Source organism: Fructilactobacillus fructivorans (assembly GCF_000814735.1).
Lineage (GTDB): Bacteria > Bacillota > Bacilli > Lactobacillales > Lactobacillaceae > Fructilactobacillus > Fructilactobacillus fructivorans.
On sequence record NZ_JOJZ01000019.1, the window covers coordinates 1 to 15,834 of the forward strand.

General features: G+C 35.5%; 18 protein-coding genes. 2 read left to right on the top strand and 16 right to left on the bottom strand.

Features of this window, described 5'->3' with window-relative positions:
• The first annotated feature begins 342 nt into the window (after positions 1 to 342).
• Entirely contained in the window at positions 343 to 996 is a 654-nt protein-coding gene (locus LfDm3_RS03735) for a VTT domain-containing protein (protein ID WP_039144243.1), read from the top strand.
• A gap of 29 nt (positions 997 to 1,025) precedes the next feature.
• Here the strand turns inward: LfDm3_RS03735 and LfDm3_RS03740 are convergent, their stop codons facing one another.
• The 16 genes from LfDm3_RS03740 to LfDm3_RS03820 form a co-directional block, all read right to left on the bottom strand.
• The gene (locus LfDm3_RS03740; protein ID WP_052236606.1) at positions 1,026 to 1,673 is read right to left on the bottom strand and encodes a TIGR01906 family membrane protein; all 648 of its coding nucleotides are present in this window, start codon (positions 1,671 to 1,673) and stop codon (positions 1,026 to 1,028) included.
• A complete protein-coding gene (locus tag LfDm3_RS03745) occupies positions 1,654 to 2,436 on the bottom strand; it encodes a TIGR01457 family HAD-type hydrolase (protein WP_039144245.1) in 783 nt (260 codons plus the stop codon). Before LfDm3_RS03745 ends, LfDm3_RS03740 begins: the two co-directional genes overlap by 20 nt.
• Before the next feature lie 11 nt (positions 2,437 to 2,447).
• A complete protein-coding gene (locus tag LfDm3_RS03750) occupies positions 2,448 to 2,981 on the bottom strand; it encodes a YutD family protein (RefSeq protein WP_039144246.1) in 534 nt (177 codons plus the stop codon).
• Position 2,982: 1 nt separating this feature from the next.
• A complete protein-coding gene (locus LfDm3_RS03755) occupies positions 2,983 to 4,371 on the bottom strand; it encodes a bifunctional metallophosphatase/5'-nucleotidase (protein WP_039144247.1) in 1,389 nt (462 codons plus the stop codon).
• 86 nt (positions 4,372 to 4,457) lie between these two features.
• The gene (locus tag LfDm3_RS03760; RefSeq protein WP_039144249.1) at positions 4,458 to 5,855 is read right to left on the bottom strand and encodes an amino acid permease; all 1,398 of its coding nucleotides are present in this window, start codon (positions 5,853 to 5,855) and stop codon (positions 4,458 to 4,460) included.
• A 165-nt stretch (positions 5,856 to 6,020) separates the two neighbouring features.
• The gene (locus LfDm3_RS03765; RefSeq protein WP_039144251.1) at positions 6,021 to 7,235 is read right to left on the bottom strand and encodes an acetate/propionate family kinase; all 1,215 of its coding nucleotides are present in this window, start codon (positions 7,233 to 7,235) and stop codon (positions 6,021 to 6,023) included.
• A gap of 21 nt (positions 7,236 to 7,256) precedes the next feature.
• Complete coding sequence (locus LfDm3_RS03770; RefSeq protein ID WP_082019963.1) at positions 7,257 to 8,249, bottom strand: class I SAM-dependent methyltransferase; 993 nt, start codon at positions 8,247 to 8,249, stop codon at positions 7,257 to 7,259.
• 262 nt (positions 8,250 to 8,511) lie between these two features.
• The gene (locus tag LfDm3_RS03780) at positions 8,512 to 8,940 is read right to left on the bottom strand and encodes a competence type IV pilus minor pilin ComGF (RefSeq protein ID WP_039144255.1); all 429 of its coding nucleotides are present in this window, start codon (positions 8,938 to 8,940) and stop codon (positions 8,512 to 8,514) included.
• Between the two features lie 140 nt (positions 8,941 to 9,080).
• Entirely contained in the window at positions 9,081 to 9,533 is a 453-nt protein-coding gene (locus LfDm3_RS03785; RefSeq protein WP_039144257.1) for a type II secretion system protein, read from the bottom strand.
• Positions 9,517 to 9,813 (bottom strand): competence type IV pilus major pilin ComGC, encoded by a 297-nt coding sequence (gene comGC, locus LfDm3_RS03790; protein WP_039144260.1) that lies wholly within the window; start codon positions 9,811 to 9,813, stop codon positions 9,517 to 9,519. The genes LfDm3_RS03785 and comGC overlap by 17 nt, the downstream gene beginning before the upstream one ends.
• The gene (locus LfDm3_RS03795; RefSeq protein ID WP_039144262.1) at positions 9,813 to 10,835 is read right to left on the bottom strand and encodes a type II secretion system F family protein; all 1,023 of its coding nucleotides are present in this window, start codon (positions 10,833 to 10,835) and stop codon (positions 9,813 to 9,815) included. Before LfDm3_RS03795 ends, comGC begins: the two co-directional genes overlap by 1 nt.
• On the bottom strand, positions 10,801 to 11,766 hold the full coding sequence (gene comGA, locus LfDm3_RS03800) for a competence type IV pilus ATPase ComGA (RefSeq protein WP_259739950.1): 966 nt from the start codon (positions 11,764 to 11,766) through the stop codon (positions 10,801 to 10,803). Before comGA ends, LfDm3_RS03795 begins: the two co-directional genes overlap by 35 nt.
• Positions 11,767 to 11,852: 86 nt before the next feature.
• Positions 11,853 to 12,587, bottom strand: a complete 735-nt coding sequence (locus LfDm3_RS03805; RefSeq protein ID WP_010022027.1) for a YebC/PmpR family DNA-binding transcriptional regulator — start codon at positions 12,585 to 12,587, stop codon at positions 11,853 to 11,855.
• A 77-nt stretch (positions 12,588 to 12,664) separates the two neighbouring features.
• Complete coding sequence (ccpA, locus tag LfDm3_RS03810; protein WP_039144264.1) at positions 12,665 to 13,666, bottom strand: catabolite control protein A; 1,002 nt, start codon at positions 13,664 to 13,666, stop codon at positions 12,665 to 12,667.
• A 138-nt stretch (positions 13,667 to 13,804) separates the two neighbouring features.
• Positions 13,805 to 14,257, bottom strand: coding sequence for a YtxH domain-containing protein (locus tag LfDm3_RS06700; RefSeq protein ID WP_010022025.1), 453 nt, complete (start codon positions 14,255 to 14,257; stop codon positions 13,805 to 13,807).
• Positions 14,258 to 14,271: 14 nt separating this feature from the next.
• Positions 14,272 to 14,688, bottom strand: a complete 417-nt coding sequence (locus LfDm3_RS03820; protein ID WP_010022024.1) for a DUF948 domain-containing protein — start codon at positions 14,686 to 14,688, stop codon at positions 14,272 to 14,274.
• Positions 14,689 to 14,827: 139 nt separating this feature from the next.
• On the opposite strand from LfDm3_RS03820, the gene LfDm3_RS03825 reads away from it, so the two are divergent.
• The gene (locus LfDm3_RS03825; protein WP_039144267.1) at positions 14,828 to 15,811 is read left to right on the top strand and encodes a mechanosensitive ion channel family protein; all 984 of its coding nucleotides are present in this window, start codon (positions 14,828 to 14,830) and stop codon (positions 15,809 to 15,811) included.
• The last annotated feature ends 23 nt before the right edge of the window (positions 15,812 to 15,834 follow it).

Sequence of the window (15,834 nt, forward strand, 5' to 3'; positions counted from 1 at the left end):
TTTAAGCTTGTACACTTAAAACTACCTTACACTTGTAATCAAAATCTTGTTCAGTTTTCAAAGATCTACTCTTACTAATAACGGCTTTCGTTTCATCTCAACGCCGCATATATTAATATACCATGTGGTTAAATTAATGTCAATAGAAAAGTTTGACTAATTTTAACCAAATTGATATGCCGCTCTTGGCGACAATTAATACTATACTATCTATAACCTTAATCGTCAACACTTTTTTTAAATAAATCAAAAATAATTTAAATAAAGCAAAATTAAATTCAAAAAAATACATTTTATTGATACACTTAAATAGTTAAAAACATATATCAAAAGAGGAAAAATATGGATTTTTTTAAATTTTTAATTGATTTCGTACTTCACATTGATAAGCATCTCATTACCATTGTAAACATGTTTGGAGATTGGACATACCTGATTTTGTTTATAATTATATTCATTGAAACGGGTGCTGTTATTCTACCATTTCTCCCTGGTGACTCTCTTTTATTTGCTGCGGCAGCCCTATCAGCCAATTCAAATTATAGTCTTAGCATTTGGATCTTCATTCTTACCTTCTTTGTTGCATCAGCAGCTGGAGACTCATTAAACTTCTTTATTGGAAGAAAAGTTGGCAATGCTTTAATTGAACATCAATTCTTCGGCAAATTCATTAAGGAAAGGGACTTAAAAAGAGCACGAGAGTTCTTCAATAAATACGGCGCAATTGCAATCTTCTTGGCACGATTCATGCCAATTATTAGAACATTTGCTCCCTTTGTGGCAGCTGGAACAGACTTCAGTTACAAAAAGTTTCTAAAATATAATTTAGTCGCTTGTATCTGTTGGGTATTAATTTGCTGTGGAGCAGGATACTTTTTCGGAAACATCCCATTTGTTCAGGCTCACTTCTCACTTGTAATCATTTTGATCATTATCATCTCATTGATCCCCGCTTTAGTTGGCTATCTAAAAAGCAAGGTTTCAACACCAAAATAAAAAGAATCTTTCTTCCAGAATTTAATCTGCTAGAAAGATTCTTTTTTTAATTCCCTTTTACCAATTATGGCTACTATTATCAAGCCAACAATAACCAGTAAAAAGAACAGTGCAAAACACATCAAAAAGTATTGATCCGGTAATACATTAATTATCGGATCTTTTTTTGGATTAAAAATCCAGTCTTGATTTTTAAACAATACTTCATGGAAATATATGAATACATCTTGGAAATCCAAAACACAAAACAGTGCTAAAACACCCGTCATTAACATTGTCACTTCTGAAAGTGACTGTAATTTCCACATTTTTTTAAAATAGTTAAATCGAAACATGATGATAAGTAAACTGATAAATGTAATCAATAAAACTAAATTATTAACTAACGTTAACGTTCTGACATTTTCAAAATGAACCATTCCATTTGATGAAATGGGAAACTGATTAAGTTTTAGCACACTCGTAAATGGATTTTGAATAAAATTAGTCATCCTATGAAAATTTTCCATTAATAATCCGTTTGAAACATGAAACTTAACCGCTAATCCCATGAACGCTATCGTCACGTAATACAACCAACTGGCATTAATAATAAAAAAGACCGAAAACGTGATCAAAAAAAGTAGGATTAGGATAAATACTCCAATATCCTTTAGACTATAAAACATTCCATTCATCTAGACTATTAACCTCATAAGTGGGTTGAACATCCCGTTTCTCAACCTGTTTCTTGGTGGAAACTCCCGTATAAGTAATTAAAGTATCCATTCCATCGTTAATTCCCGCCATGATGTCAGTATCATAATTATCTCCTACCATAATCACTTCCGACTTCTTTAAACCTAACTGTTTCAGAGCTTTTTCCACAATTAAAGTCTGTGGCTTTCCAATCATGATAGGATCAACTCCCGACGCATAACGAACTGAGTCAATAATTGATCCCGCACTTGGTAACATTCCATTCTCACTTGGAATTCTAGCATCTGGGTTCGTTCCCACGAATTTAGCTCCATGAGCGATTCCAAGAACTGCCCGTGACAATTTTTGATAGGTTAAATCACGATCAAGTCCAACTACTACGTATTCAGGATCATCCGTGAAAACATTAAAACCCTGTGCTTCCATGGCTTCTTTTAAGCCATTTTCACCAATTACATACGCTGACTTTGTTCTGTTATTAGCTTTAGCGTCATCATTAACATAGGCAGCCGTTGCAATTCCAGAAGTATAGACGTTCTTGTCTTCTACATCAATATCATGATTATTCGCCAAATTATCAACAACTTCACTTGGCATCTTCGTTGAATTATTCGTCACAAACAAAAAGGGAATGTGATTTTGCTGGAGCCTTTCAATAAATCGTTTGGCTGCAGGAATTCTTTTCTTTCCTTGGTAAACGGTCCCGTCTAGATCAATTAAGTATCCCTTATACTTCTTCATTTAATCCTCACTTATTTCTGCCTAATGGTAAAGCCACGTTTACCACTCTTAAAGTGTTTTGTCTTTAAACTCTTCTTTTGTTGTTTTTTAGCTGAATTATGACTACCAGCCGATTTGGATTTTTTATTTTTCATCCCAAACCGTTGTTTTTTTCTATTAGATTTATGACTTGAATTCTTTTCCTTCTCTGCCTCTAAATTATGCAAAATGAAGTAATTGGAACCAAAATTAGTATCTTCAATCAAATAATCAGGAATTGCTGAATAACGTAAACTTTTACTAACGTTTCTAAAGTCACCATAAAAACCCTTTAATCGTAATTGTCCGTATCCCCAATCACCAACAATATAATCAAATCTAGTCAAAATTGGGTTAAATTTATTCGAAAATTCACCCAAATCAAAAGCATTTCTAACATTTGTTTCAATCACGTATACGTGACCATTAACACTTAAAGTAGTCTCGTCCACTTGCTTAATATCAGCTAATGCTGCTCGTTCATCATTTCTGGTCTCAATTAACGTCTCAATTTCATTATGATCCATACTATTCTCCCTTTAACGGAAATTTCTTTGCCAGATAATCACCAAAGACATCTCGGAGGGTTTCATCATAAAAAATATCATTCTTTCCCACAATGCTAATCGCTGGGAAAAATGGGATGAAACTATAATGATCTATCAGTGCAATTGTGTATTTTTTGTCGGGCTCCACAAGTTCGTCATGATAAAACAGTTGCTTTTTTTCAGGATCATACCGAATTCCATCATAAATTAATCGACCAAAGTATTTCCCACGAAAACCCATTCCTTTTTGTTCAAATCGAACTAGAAAATCCTTGTTCTTTTCCATTTCCATGACAACTTCCCACAAATTATAACCATAAAATTCACTTTTCATAACGTGAATTGAATGTGGTAATAACTTATGAAGTTCATTTTTATCAACAACACCCTTATCCAAGTTACCTAAAAACAAACCAGTGTTCAAAACGGCAGCCGTTGTACCGGCCTTTTTCTCAATCGCTTTAAGTCCCAAGTCGACTAATTCATTGTCATCCGTTAAAGAAGTAGTCATCGTATGAGGAATATCAGCGACTCGTTGACTTGCTAAAATTCCTTCACCACGATCTTCGAGATGTTCAATTTCTTCCGCATCTTTCACATCAGCTTTCATTTCAGAAGTTTTGTAAACCCGGGCTTTCATATTTTCGACTTGTTTATCATCATTGACATCAAACGTAATTTCACCGACATAATGACCCCACTTTTCAGCAGCAGTCAACATGGTTTGATTAACCTTCTCACCATGAACTAACAGATGATGGGTATGACCACCAACAATAACGTTAATTTCAGGAAAGGCTTTTGCAATTCTTCGATCATTATTAATCCCTAAATGAGAAAGTAAGATCAAAACATCATATTGACCCTTCCAAGCTGTCAAGCAACGTTCAATTGTACTTTTGATGGGAAGAGAATTCCAATCCATGTACTGATAAGTCGGATAAGGAGCAGTTAATCCCATAAAACGAACTCTAACATTGTTCTTTAAAAGAAAGTCACGATATGGAATTGCCCAACTTGGAAGTTGCCCAGTTCTTTCGTCAATTACATTATCTAAAACAACGGGAAAATTAGCATCATCGTATAAATGCGCCAATTCATCATGCGAAGTAGTAAGGGCTTCATTATTACCAATGGTGGCTGCATCGTATCCCACTGAGTTCATCAACTCAATATTTGCTTTGCCAGAAGTGGCCTCGGTCAATGCATTAGATCGATCAATGGCATCCCCATCATCAACTTTAAAGACACGATAACCCTTGTCTTCCAATTGTTTAGTTCTTAACTTCATAAATCTTCTGATTTTAGGCCAATTTTCAAAATGTGAGTGAAGATCATTGGTATGCAAAATTGCTACTTTATCCATCATATTACTTCCTCAATATTTTCTTCTATAATTATCGTTATTTTCTATTCTAACATCCATTAATAATGATAATCAAAAAGTCGATGACTTTAATCATCGACTTCTTTTCTTTCCTTATGCTTATCGCTTAAAACTTTGAAACCATACAAAATTAGTAACCAAATAATTGAACCAATCAACGCAACTAACGTTTGCATTTTAAAAATCAAAACAAAGGCAACAAAAACCATAAATCCAACAACAAAGAAGTCGGAGTAAGGGAACCATGGCATCTTAAAGGTAAGCTTACTGGTTTGTTCTGGCGTAAGTGATCGTCGATACTCATAATGAGTGATCACAATCAATGACCAAACAAATAAGAAACAAGTAGTGGCAATACTTGAGACCAGTTCAAACACGCCTTCAGGCATTAAAATGTTCAACACAACTGAGATAGCAATCACAATGGTTGAGAACAAAATCGCGTTAGCCGGAATGTGTCTTTTGGACAGGGTTCCCAATTTCTTGGCAAATTTGTTTTGACTTTTATCTGTTAACGAAAACAACATTCGTCCAGTGGTAAAAATAGCACTATTACACGATGATGCTGCAGCAGTTAGAACGACAAAGTTAATGATCGCAGCTGCCGATTTAATTCCAATATTCGAAAATACTTGAACAAAAGGACTTGAATTAGCGGAAATGTACTGCCATGGGAAGATACACATTAAGGCTAGTAAAGATCCAACATAGAAAATAATGATTCGGGTAGGAACTTCATTAATACATTTTGGAATGATTTTCTGTGGATCTTGTGTTTCTGATGCGGTCATCCCAATCATTTCAATCCCTGCAAAGCTAAATAGAACCATTTGAAATGAAAGTACAAACCCGGAAGCACCGTGAGCAAAAAATCCGTGAGAATACAAATTGGATACCTGGGCGTACCCCACACTTGTCTTATAGTGCATTAACACCAAAATAATTCCAACGATGATTAACGCCACAATTGCAACCACTTTAATTAATGCAAACCAAAATTCCGTTTCACCAAAAGCAGAAACAGTAATCGAATTCAATAGAAACAAAATTAGAATCAAGAATGCAGCTGTTACCCATTGTGGTAACCCTGGAAACCAAAACTTCATGTATAAACCAGCCGCAGTGACTTCTGCCATCGCAATGGCAATCCAACAGAACCAATATGTCCATCCAGCTACAAAGCCGGTTCTTTCCCCTAAATATTTGTTAATAAATTCAATAAATGAAACGCTATTAGTATTCGATAAAAGTAATTCACCGAGGGCTCGCATCAAGAAGAAACAAGCCACTCCAGCAATTACATAGGCAATAATGATTGACGGTCCTGCAAGGTGAATTGATTGTCCTGCACCTAAAAACAGACCCGTTCCAATGGTTCCACCTAACGCCATTAATTGAACATGACGACTTTTGAGTCCCCGTGACATTTGGTTTTCATTATTTGTATTCTTTTCCAACAAAAACATCCTTTCTTTACGTATGCCTACATTATACACGGATACGTGAAGCTATTTGTTACTTTTTAAGGAAATTATACAGATATTTTGTCAGAAAAACTACCAAAAATTTAAAAAATTCCAAATTTACATGATAAAAAAGAATCCACTTTGATGAGTGGATTCTCATTAGAACTATTTATTTGCTTTTTCTTTGCTTTCTTTTTCAAGTCGTTGAACATCAAGAGCGATCATTAATTCTTCATTAGTTGGAACTAATAAAGTCTTAATCTTTGATCCCTTGGCACTTAAATCTCTAACAACTCCTCTGACATTATTCTTTTCTTTGTCAACACCAATACCAAAGTATGAAAGTTGGTCAGTGACTTCTTGTCTAACAGTGATACTGTTTTCACCAACTCCAGCAGTGAAGACGATGGCGTCAGCACCACCCAATTCTGCTAGATATGATCCAATATAACGAACAATTCGATTATCATAAATTTGACGAGCAATCTTAGCACGATGGTTAGTCTTTTGAGCCTCTTCAACTTCACGCATATCAGCAGAAACTCCAGAGATACCAAGTAATCCAGATTTCGTGTTTAAAACCTTAATCATATCATTGATATCAGTCATGCCCTCTTTTTCCATCACATAGGCTAAAAGAGATGGATCAACATCACCAGAACGAGTTGCCATTGTTAGGCCAGTAACTGGGGTGAATCCCATGGATGTATCATAAGACTTTCCATTCTTAACAGCACATATAGAAGCACCAGCACCCAAATGCATAATAATCATCTTAAGATCTTCCACTGGCTTACCTAACAACTTAGCAGCACGTTGTGATACGTAACGGTAACTGATCCCGTGGAATCCATATTTACGAGCTCGATACTTCTCATAGTATTCATATGGAAGACTATATAGGTAGTTCTTTTCAGGAATCGTTTGATGAAATGAAGTATCAAAAACGGCCACACTAGTTACATTAGGAAGAACCTTTTCAAATGCTTTAATTCCCAAGACATTAGCTGGTTCATGGAGAGGAGCCAGCTCATCCAAACTTTCAATCTTTTTGAGAACTTCAGGAGTAATAATTACCGATTGATCAAAATATTCTCCACCAGCAACAACTCGGTGTCCAACCCCAGTAATTTCGTTATAGTCATTAATAATGTCAAGATCGAGTAATTGATCTAACAAGATTTGAATTGCTTGTTCGTGATCCTTAACATCCAATGTTTCTTCAAATTTCTTCCCATCATCATATTTAATTTCAACATGTGATTCTGGTAAGCCAATTCTTTCAATTAATCCTTCACCAAGAACCTTTTCTTCTGGCATTTTGAATAACTTAAACTTTAAAGTTGAGCTACCAGCATTAATCACAATAATTTTACCCATGAGTAATCTCCTTATTTTTAACTATTTTTTTAATAAATCGTTTTCTTCCCAATCAACAATCTCAGCCATGAATTTTTGAAAGGCATCTGTATCTTTAAACGAAGGGAATTCTCCCAACATAACCTTTTGCACTTGGTGACTATCTCCGCCACGATTTTGCAAAATTAAAATGGCCTTCTGAGCATTTTCGTTTGCAAACAACTCTTTTGGTAAATTCAAGACTCCTTGTAAGTATACAGAATCTTGAAACCATTTTAAAAGACCCTTGGCTTCACTAGTTTGAAAAATGTTGCTGGGAACCAAAAATACTCCAAAACCAGCTGGTTTTAAGTAGTTCATTGATTGTTCAATTAGTAAATGATGAACATATGAATGCCCTGCTTGAGCTCGAGTAGCATAACCCGTGGTTTTTTCATCAATTGGATAATAACCAACCGGAAGATCAGAGACAACCAAATTAATCTTGGGAACCAACAAATGTTCAATACTATCTTGCTGAATTAGTTCGACATCCAAATTCTGCATTTTCGCACTAATACTAGCAATTGAAATCATTGAATCATCATTATCAATTCCATATCCCTTTACAGTATCATGAAGTGAATCATGTAATTGATTCATAACCGCTGTGAGTAAATTCCCAGTTCCAACTGCTGGATCAAGGATGCTAACACTGGATTCATGTTCATAAATCCGCGTAACTATGTATCCCATGATGTAGGCGATTGTATCAGGAGTTATTTGATGATTTGCCTGAATCTTGTCTTCTTTAGTGGCTCGGATCATAACCATTTGAATGGCTCGTCGAATTGATTCGTTATCCATTTTGTGGTAGTCAACCGTTCGATATAGCTTAGTAAGGTCATCCACTATTTTGGGTTTAGGAACCCCATCTTCAACTCGAACCGTATTATTATCAATCATATTATCAGCCGTCTCAATGAAAGCATCCAAATACGATGTTCCTAAAGCTTGACTTAAGACTTTGCTGGATTGATCAAAAACTTGAAACAATGATATTGATTCTTTTTCAGACAGAAATATCAACCCCTTTTCTTATATATCTAGGGTTAATACTACCAGAGTTCACGTCCGTTATTCAAGATTTCTCGTTTATCTCTTAGAATTATTCAATTCTTTAGTCAGCCTTTGATATTTTGCGGTCCGAATATGATTATTTTGGATTTGAAAGTCTACTTTTTGGTAGCGATAAACGATTATACCAGATAAAAATAGCAAAAATAAAATAGCAATTAAAGTTAAACTTCCCCTTCTTTTATAAATAACTTTTGGCTTCATAATTAACCCCATCAATTTTGATACGACTAGTTAAAACATGATGATGAGTAGACCACGAAGCATGATTCACTCTTAAAATAATTGGGATGTGACCACCCTTAACCCCACGTAGCCTCACCATGTTCTCATATTTTTCCATAATGTATTCTTTATTCTCTTTTTTACTTTTAAGCTTAACAGAATTTCTTTCGACATTCATGACTTTAAACTGATAATCCGGTGATTCAATCACATCGAGATAACGGTAAAAAATTCCATCACGATCTTCCCACTTCTCACTTCTAATTAATTGCGTGGTCAACATTATTAGACCAAAGGCCATCGAAATTACCAGCAAGGAAAAAATTGATTCAATGATCGAGAAACCAGCCCGTTTACTGATACTTTTTAAGTAATTTATGCTCATAAGTTTTCCTCACCGCCTGCATTTCATCCCTACTTTTTTGTAAACAATGATGCTCAAAATCATTCACATTTAAATAAAAAATCACTCCACTACAAATTAATGCCAGGCCAATCAGTGAATCCAATAGCGTAAATCCTAATCTAATTTTGTTTAATAGTTTCAAGGTGATATGCACCCCATCCCAGTTGAATTTTTTGTAAAATCAATCTCTTTTGTCCACTTGAAGACCATCTAATGGTTTGCGGTTTAACGTAGCCATCTTTTTTGATTTCAATGTTATGATAACTTTTAACGCTTAGCCCCCTTGGCATTTTAACTACTCGATTTTTTAACTTTGACTTTTCCTGCTTCACAAACACTACCTCATCATTTGGGTAAAATAATACCCGGGTTGAATGGTGATGAGCTTGCGATTCAACTAATGCCTCATTCCAAGCAGAATCAAGTGTCTCAAAGAAACGTTTCTCTTGATTTCCTATTACACCGAGATAATTGAAAGCTACTAACGTGATGCCAAGAATTAAGGACGAAACAAACAACACTAAGACACTTTCAACTAACGTAAATCCAGGTTGATCATTTTTGCATCGCATGATTTTTTACCACAACGATTCTTTCAGCATGTGCTTGATTAGCCTGCTTCCCAGTTAAATAATGACTTCGAACTAACTTATTAATTGTTACATCTCCATCGTGATTTTCATCCTGATAGGCATCAATTTGAGTTTGAATCACAGATACCATTGCTGATCCATGAATTTTCTTAGCATGATCTTTCTGATTACTAAGATTTGGGATAATAATTAAAACTAACAATGAAATGATGAACAAAACAATCGTCATTTCTATTAAAGTAAAACCCTTCCTATTCATTAATAAAGTCCTTTCATCGAATCATACATTGGTAATAGCATTTGTAAATAAGCTCCTACAATTAAAATTCCGATTACTGCAAAAGAAACTGGTTGAATCAATTTAATTAACAAGTTAGACTTACGGATCATTTCTTTAAAGCTCAATCTACTAAGTGCCTTAAGATTTTGAGCTAACTCCGACTGAGTACTTCCGTTTGAAAGAAACACGATCATTTCTTCAGACACAAAAGAATAGCGTGCTAAACTTGCCCCAAAATTCATTCCCTCATTAAAGCCTGCGCGCATTGTTTTTCCAACATCATAAAGAAGACTTTGATGATCAAACTTTAATAAGGCTGAAACGACCTGCTTCAAGTCCAAGCCACCGTTAATCATCAAAGCAAAATTAGAAGTAACAAAATATTGATAATACGCTTTAAATAGCTGTCCTATCACGGGAATTTTAACTAATAAATTAATGCGATCAATGCATTTCTTCGCTTTAAAGTTTTGGTAACCAACCATTCCCAATAAAATAATTGTTAAACCAACAGCATAGACTATATATGAAATAACATGATGATTCCTAGTGCCTGTTTGTCCTGTCAAGTCAGCTGTTTGGGGCATAATTAAGAACTTAACGGCAAAGATAATGCTAAATAAAACTAAGAACAAAAAAATGGGGTAAACCACAACTGCTTTGATTTTCTCATTTTGTGTAATTCTTAATTTTAAAAAGTCACCAACTTTTTTCATCCCATTCACTAAATCACCATGCTCATCAGCGATTTTTAACTGATAATAGATTGATTCACTAAGAAAAAATTTCATCGAATCCGGTAAATTATTTCCTCTTTCTAAGCCATGTATGATCTTATTTACAATTATTTGATTCCGTTTCGAGACTACTTTAACAAACTCCAAGCTCTGATGAATTGAAAATCCAGTAGATAATAAATCACCTAAGGTTGAAAACAAAAATGCTTGTTGTTTTATGGAAATCCGTTTACCCGTAAAAATATTTATCCCGATTTTTTTCACTAATTATTCCCCTTTTAAAAAGCAGTTCAATCTGATCCTTCCAATCTCTCATATCATCTTTTTCCACATGATGATTATTAAACTCATCCTTAATGGTTAATAAGGTTTTAATTTCTTTAGATTTAGTTGGGATTAACCGTTGGTAGACCACTAAGTTTAAAGCCGCTTGAATTCGTTCAAAGTCAATCCCTAACTCTAGTAGTCGCTGAATCGTTCCATCAGGAGACTTTGCATGAACAGTGCTTAAAACTAAATGACCTGATAAAGCAGCTGAAATTGCAACTTCCGCCGTTTGATGATCCCGAATTTCACCAATTATAAAAACGTCAGGACGTTGTCTTAATCCTACTTTTAGCAAATCTGCATAAGTCATCTTGGCCTGATCATTGACTTCCAATTGTAAAAAAGACTCTTCATAGATCTCCACTGGATCTTCAATTGTCATTACAATTTGATCTTTACTGATTTTTCTAACTACACGATAAATAGTAGTTGTTTTACCCGATCCAGTGGGACCCGCAAATAAAAGTAAACCTCGCTTTTTACAAGCCGATTCAATCTTTTGAATTTGATCCGGATTAAAAAAGCCGCTCTCGATTTGATGAGTATCGTAGATAATCCTAATCACCATCGATTCATTTTGGCTAAAGTTTCCCACCGACGATAATCGCAAACGAAGTTTCTGATCTTTGATCATATAATCCATTGCACCAAGCTGGGGCCTCCTACTATCTGTCACTGACATTCCACTTTGATACTTACAATACGAAATTACTCGTTTTGCCATCTCAGTACTCAAATTTGTAATTTGAATCGTCCTGACCGCCGTATGAACTTTAATACAATATTCATTTTCCTTTGGTAAGATAAAAACATCAGAAGCCTGGCGTTGGACCGCGAATTCCATAATATTATCTAACCATTGTGTCACTTTCAATTTCATCACATCCTTCGTAACTAAATACGAAAAAAGGGTGCAATCTAATTAAAGATTGCACCCTTTTTTTAATTATTTAATTATTCAGCTTCATTTGGTAAAACAGCTGCTTCATAAACATCTTGAACATCATCGTTGTCCTCTAATTCATCAATAAGACCACTATACTGTTCAACTTTATCTGAAGGAACTTCAGTTGTATTCTGTGGGACTAACTTAACCTCAGCATCCAACTTATAACCTGCTTTTTGTAATGCATCACGAACGCTCGCCATGCTTGCAGGATCAGTAAGGATTTGATATTCATCATCGGTCGACTTCATATCGTCAGCACCAGCATCTAAGGCAGCCATCAACATACTATCTTCATCATCATCCGTATCAGACTTTGAAATAGTAATGAATCCCTTTCGATCAAACATATATGATACTGAACCATCAGTTCCAAGTGAACCACCATGATGAGTAAATGCAGAACGAATTGCCGCAGCAGTTCGGTTCTTATTATCAGTTAAGGCAGATACCATTACTGCAGTTCCACCAGGTCCATATCCTTCATAAGTTACTTCTTCAAACTTTGCTCCACCAACACCTGAAGCTTTGTCAATTGCCCGTTGAACGTTGTCTTTCGGCATGTTTGCTTCACGAGCTTTTTCCATTTCTAGTCGTAATTGAGGATTTCCTTCTGGATCACTTCCACCAGCCTTTGCAGCTTGGTATAAGTTACGTGAGATCTTCTGGAAAATCTTTCCACGCTTAGCATCTTGGGCGTTCTTTCGTCCCTGAATGTTATGCCACTTTGAATGTCCTGACATGATCGCAACTCCTCTCTCTTTTAAACATATTAACTCTCTAATTATAGCAACTAGTAACTCTAGTATCAAGTTAAGTTCTATTTAGTTGATTCACGCTTTTTTAAACCAAAAGGCAAAAAGACCTTATTTTCTTCAATATCTTCATTATTCATTAACTTCGTTAAAAGACGCATGGCAACGGCTCCCACATCATAAAGCGGTTGAGTAATCGTTGACATGGTTGGTCTGGTCATTTCAGTTAACTTCGTATCATTACTAGTTGCAAGTTCAAATTCACCTGGAACACTAACCCCATCATCAGTCATCGAATTCATCACTCCTGCCGCCATATCATCGTCAGTAACAATTGCGGCAGTTACTTCATTCTTTTGCAACCGTTCTCTTAAAGCGTATCCACCAGAATAACTGACATCGGTCTCAAAAAGCAATGATTTCTCATATGGGATTCCCGCATCAGTCAACGCATCCTTGTACCCTTTCAAACGAAAGTCCTTATTAATGGAACGTTCGAGGGGACCCGAAACAAAGGCAATCCGATCATTTCCATTATTAATTAAATTAGTAACTTCAGAGTACACTGCTTGTCTATAATCAATGTTGACACTCGGAATCTTCCCACTAGCATCCACAGAACCCGCTAAAACCACAGGTGCTCGGGATTTTTTGAATTCCGATCGTAACTCTTCTGAGATTTCATTTCCCATAAAGATAATCCCATCAACCTGTTTAGCCTGAAGCGTATTCATTGAGGTCAGTTCACGCTGATTATTACCGTCAGAATTAGTTAAAATGATGTTGTACTTATACATTGTCGCAATATCATCAATCCCTCTGGCAAGCGAAGCAAAGTAAGTATTCGTCACGTTCGGAATAATAACTCCCACCGTGGTAGACTTTTTACTTGCCAGTCCTCTAGCAACTGCATTGGGACGGTAGTCAAGTTTATCAATGATGTTTAAGACTTTTTGTTTGGTCGCATCTTTAACATTTTGGTTACCATTTACCACTCGTGAGACAGTTGCCATTGACACATTGGCCTCGCGAGCTACATCATAAATTGTCACATTTTGTTTTTTCAAAGTCGATTTCTCCTATGAGCACACTTATGTACACTAATTATTATAAATATATCAAAGTAAAGGAATTCATTCAAGTGAAATCGGTTACATCAAGAGAGCAAAAAAAACCGGACCGTCCGTCCGATTTGGGTAAATAAATTATTTTTCATGGTGTTCGTGAACTGGATAAATTGTCTCTGCACGATCTTGATCGCTAAATGCATCATCTGGATCAATCACAATATCATCAGATTCTTTTTCTTTAGCAAGATCATCTAATTCATTCTTAGGTGCTGGATGTTCTTCAACATCAGATTTTAAAGAATTAACAGCTTCCTGTAAATCAGATAATTTATCACTAAGAGATTCATTAACTTTATGAACCGATCCTCTAGCATCATCCATCTTATCTGAAGCAAGATCCTTAAGGTCTTCAGCCGTATCATTTGCATAGTAAACGTAGTCTAACGCACGGTCTTTAGCATCTTCCGTAGCGTCTAGAATCCACTCTTTAATTTCACGTTGTTTTGCTTCATCTAATAGTTTGTAGGCTACGAAAGCAGCAGTTCCACCAAGTACTGATCCTAAAAGCATTCCCTTTTTCAAATTCATAACCAATCCACCCCTTAATTTGTTTCTTCAGAATTTTTGTCGCGTTTAGAGAACAATCTGCCAAGCATCTTACCAGCAAATGTTAATGCAGACGTTTTAGCTAACAAACCACTCTTCGATTTAACTTTCTCAGTTGCATTTCTTGTTGCTTCATTTAGGTCTGAAACACTTTCACCTAAATCAGCTGCCGCCTGGAACACGGGATCAACCTGATCGAGTTTTGAGTTAACGTTGTTAAGTAAGGTGTTTGAAATGACCATAATTTGCTCACATTCTTTGCTAATATGATTAGCATCATTTGTAAGACTATTAACACTTTCACTGACATCCTTAACCGTTTTTGACAACCTGATCAAGAAGAAACACAAAAATACAACTAAAACTAAAAACGCAATTGCAGCAATTAACGCTGCTACTTCACCGATACCCATTTAATTATCCTCCTAATGGCTTCTTCATCATTTAGAATAGCATTATCCTGTCAATATGACAATTTAAAAAGCTTAATTTTATTTAGGAGATTTCTCTGTTAAAATATTGATAACAGTAAAATCAAGAGTGGAGGAAATTATGAACATTTTTATTCAATTGGTAGCCGATTCTGCCAAAGCATCATCGGCCCTTAAATCAGGGTCAGTGGAAAATGTAGCTAATCCGTCGTTTTTAACCAAGTACTTTAGGAGTTTCGATTGGACCAAAATACTTTCAAATCTTACAACCAAAATTGTAAGTATTATTTTAGTCTCAATCCTTTTTCTAATAATTGTACGAGTTGGAAAAACCGTTATAAAACATTTTTTCAACAAACGTCAAACTAATATTTCACAAAAAAAGGATAGTTTACCAAAGATTAACGGAACATCCGAACCAATTGCAGCGAGAAGAAACAAAACCATGTATACCCTTGCTACTAATATCTACTACTATACCGTCATTTTCTTTTGGTTATATTCAATTTTATCAATGATTGGCATTCCGGTTGGAACTTTGCTTGCTGGTGCTGGAATCTTCAGTTTAGCAATTGGACTTGGAGCTCAGGGATTCGTTAGTGATATTGTTAGTGGATTCTTTATCTTGTTTGAACACCAAATTGATGTTGGTGAACGAGTTATCATTAACAATATTGAGGGTTACGTAAAAGCCGTAGGTATCAGGACCACTCAAATTACTAGTATTAACGGAACCCTTAACTTTATTCAAAATCGGAATATTACCACGGTTTCAAATCTATCTCGTGGTGAAATGATGACAATCGTCAACATCAGAATCACGCCAGAAACACCCATTCATAAAGTTGAAGATATTATTGCTTCAGTTAATGAAGAAAAGTGTCCAAATGATCCTGATATTGTTGGAAAACCAGTCATTTTTGGAACCAACTTCCTTGAAGACGGGTCACTTGCCATTTCCGTGTTCCTACACACCAAAAGTGAACGCGAATTTGACGTCAATGCTAAGTACTTAGGGGCTTATCTCACCGCTATTTATAAGGCTGGCATTAATCTCCCACTTTCACCATTGGTAGTTCCTGCCCCACCACAAAAAACAAATTAAAAAATAAGCTATCACATATGTGA

What these genes read in the sequence shown, in the direction of transcription:
- LfDm3_RS03735 (WP_039144243.1), top strand. Translation starts at nt 343, where the DNA reads ATGGATTTTTTTAAATTTTTAATTGATTTCGTACTTCACATTGATAAG.
- LfDm3_RS03740 (WP_052236606.1), bottom strand. Translation starts at nt 1,673, where the DNA reads ATGAATGGAATGTTTTATAGTCTAAAGGATATTGGAGTATTTATCCTA.
- LfDm3_RS03745 (WP_039144245.1), bottom strand. Translation starts at nt 2,436, where the DNA reads ATGAAGAAGTATAAGGGATACTTAATTGATCTAGACGGGACCGTTTAC.
- LfDm3_RS03750 (WP_039144246.1), bottom strand. Translation starts at nt 2,981, where the DNA reads ATGGATCATAATGAAATTGAGACGTTAATTGAGACCAGAAATGATGAA.
- LfDm3_RS03755 (WP_039144247.1), bottom strand. Translation starts at nt 4,371, where the DNA reads ATGATGGATAAAGTAGCAATTTTGCATACCAATGATCTTCACTCACAT.
- LfDm3_RS03760 (WP_039144249.1), bottom strand. Translation starts at nt 5,855, where the DNA reads ATGTTTTTGTTGGAAAAGAATACAAATAATGAAAACCAAATGTCACGG.
- LfDm3_RS03765 (WP_039144251.1), bottom strand. Translation starts at nt 7,235, where the DNA reads ATGGGTAAAATTATTGTGATTAATGCTGGTAGCTCAACTTTAAAGTTT.
- LfDm3_RS03780 (WP_039144255.1), bottom strand. Translation starts at nt 8,940, where the DNA reads ATGAGCATAAATTACTTAAAAAGTATCAGTAAACGGGCTGGTTTCTCG.
- LfDm3_RS03785 (WP_039144257.1), bottom strand. Translation starts at nt 9,533, where the DNA reads ATGCGATGCAAAAATGATCAACCTGGATTTACGTTAGTTGAAAGTGTC.
- comGC (WP_039144260.1), bottom strand. Translation starts at nt 9,813, where the DNA reads ATGAATAGGAAGGGTTTTACTTTAATAGAAATGACGATTGTTTTGTTC.
- LfDm3_RS03805 (WP_010022027.1), bottom strand. Translation starts at nt 12,587, where the DNA reads ATGTCAGGACATTCAAAGTGGCATAACATTCAGGGACGAAAGAACGCC.
- LfDm3_RS06700 (WP_010022025.1), bottom strand. Translation starts at nt 14,257, where the DNA reads ATGAATTTGAAAAAGGGAATGCTTTTAGGATCAGTACTTGGTGGAACT.
- LfDm3_RS03820 (WP_010022024.1), bottom strand. Translation starts at nt 14,688, where the DNA reads ATGGGTATCGGTGAAGTAGCAGCGTTAATTGCTGCAATTGCGTTTTTA.
- LfDm3_RS03825 (WP_039144267.1), top strand. Translation starts at nt 14,828, where the DNA reads ATGAACATTTTTATTCAATTGGTAGCCGATTCTGCCAAAGCATCATCG.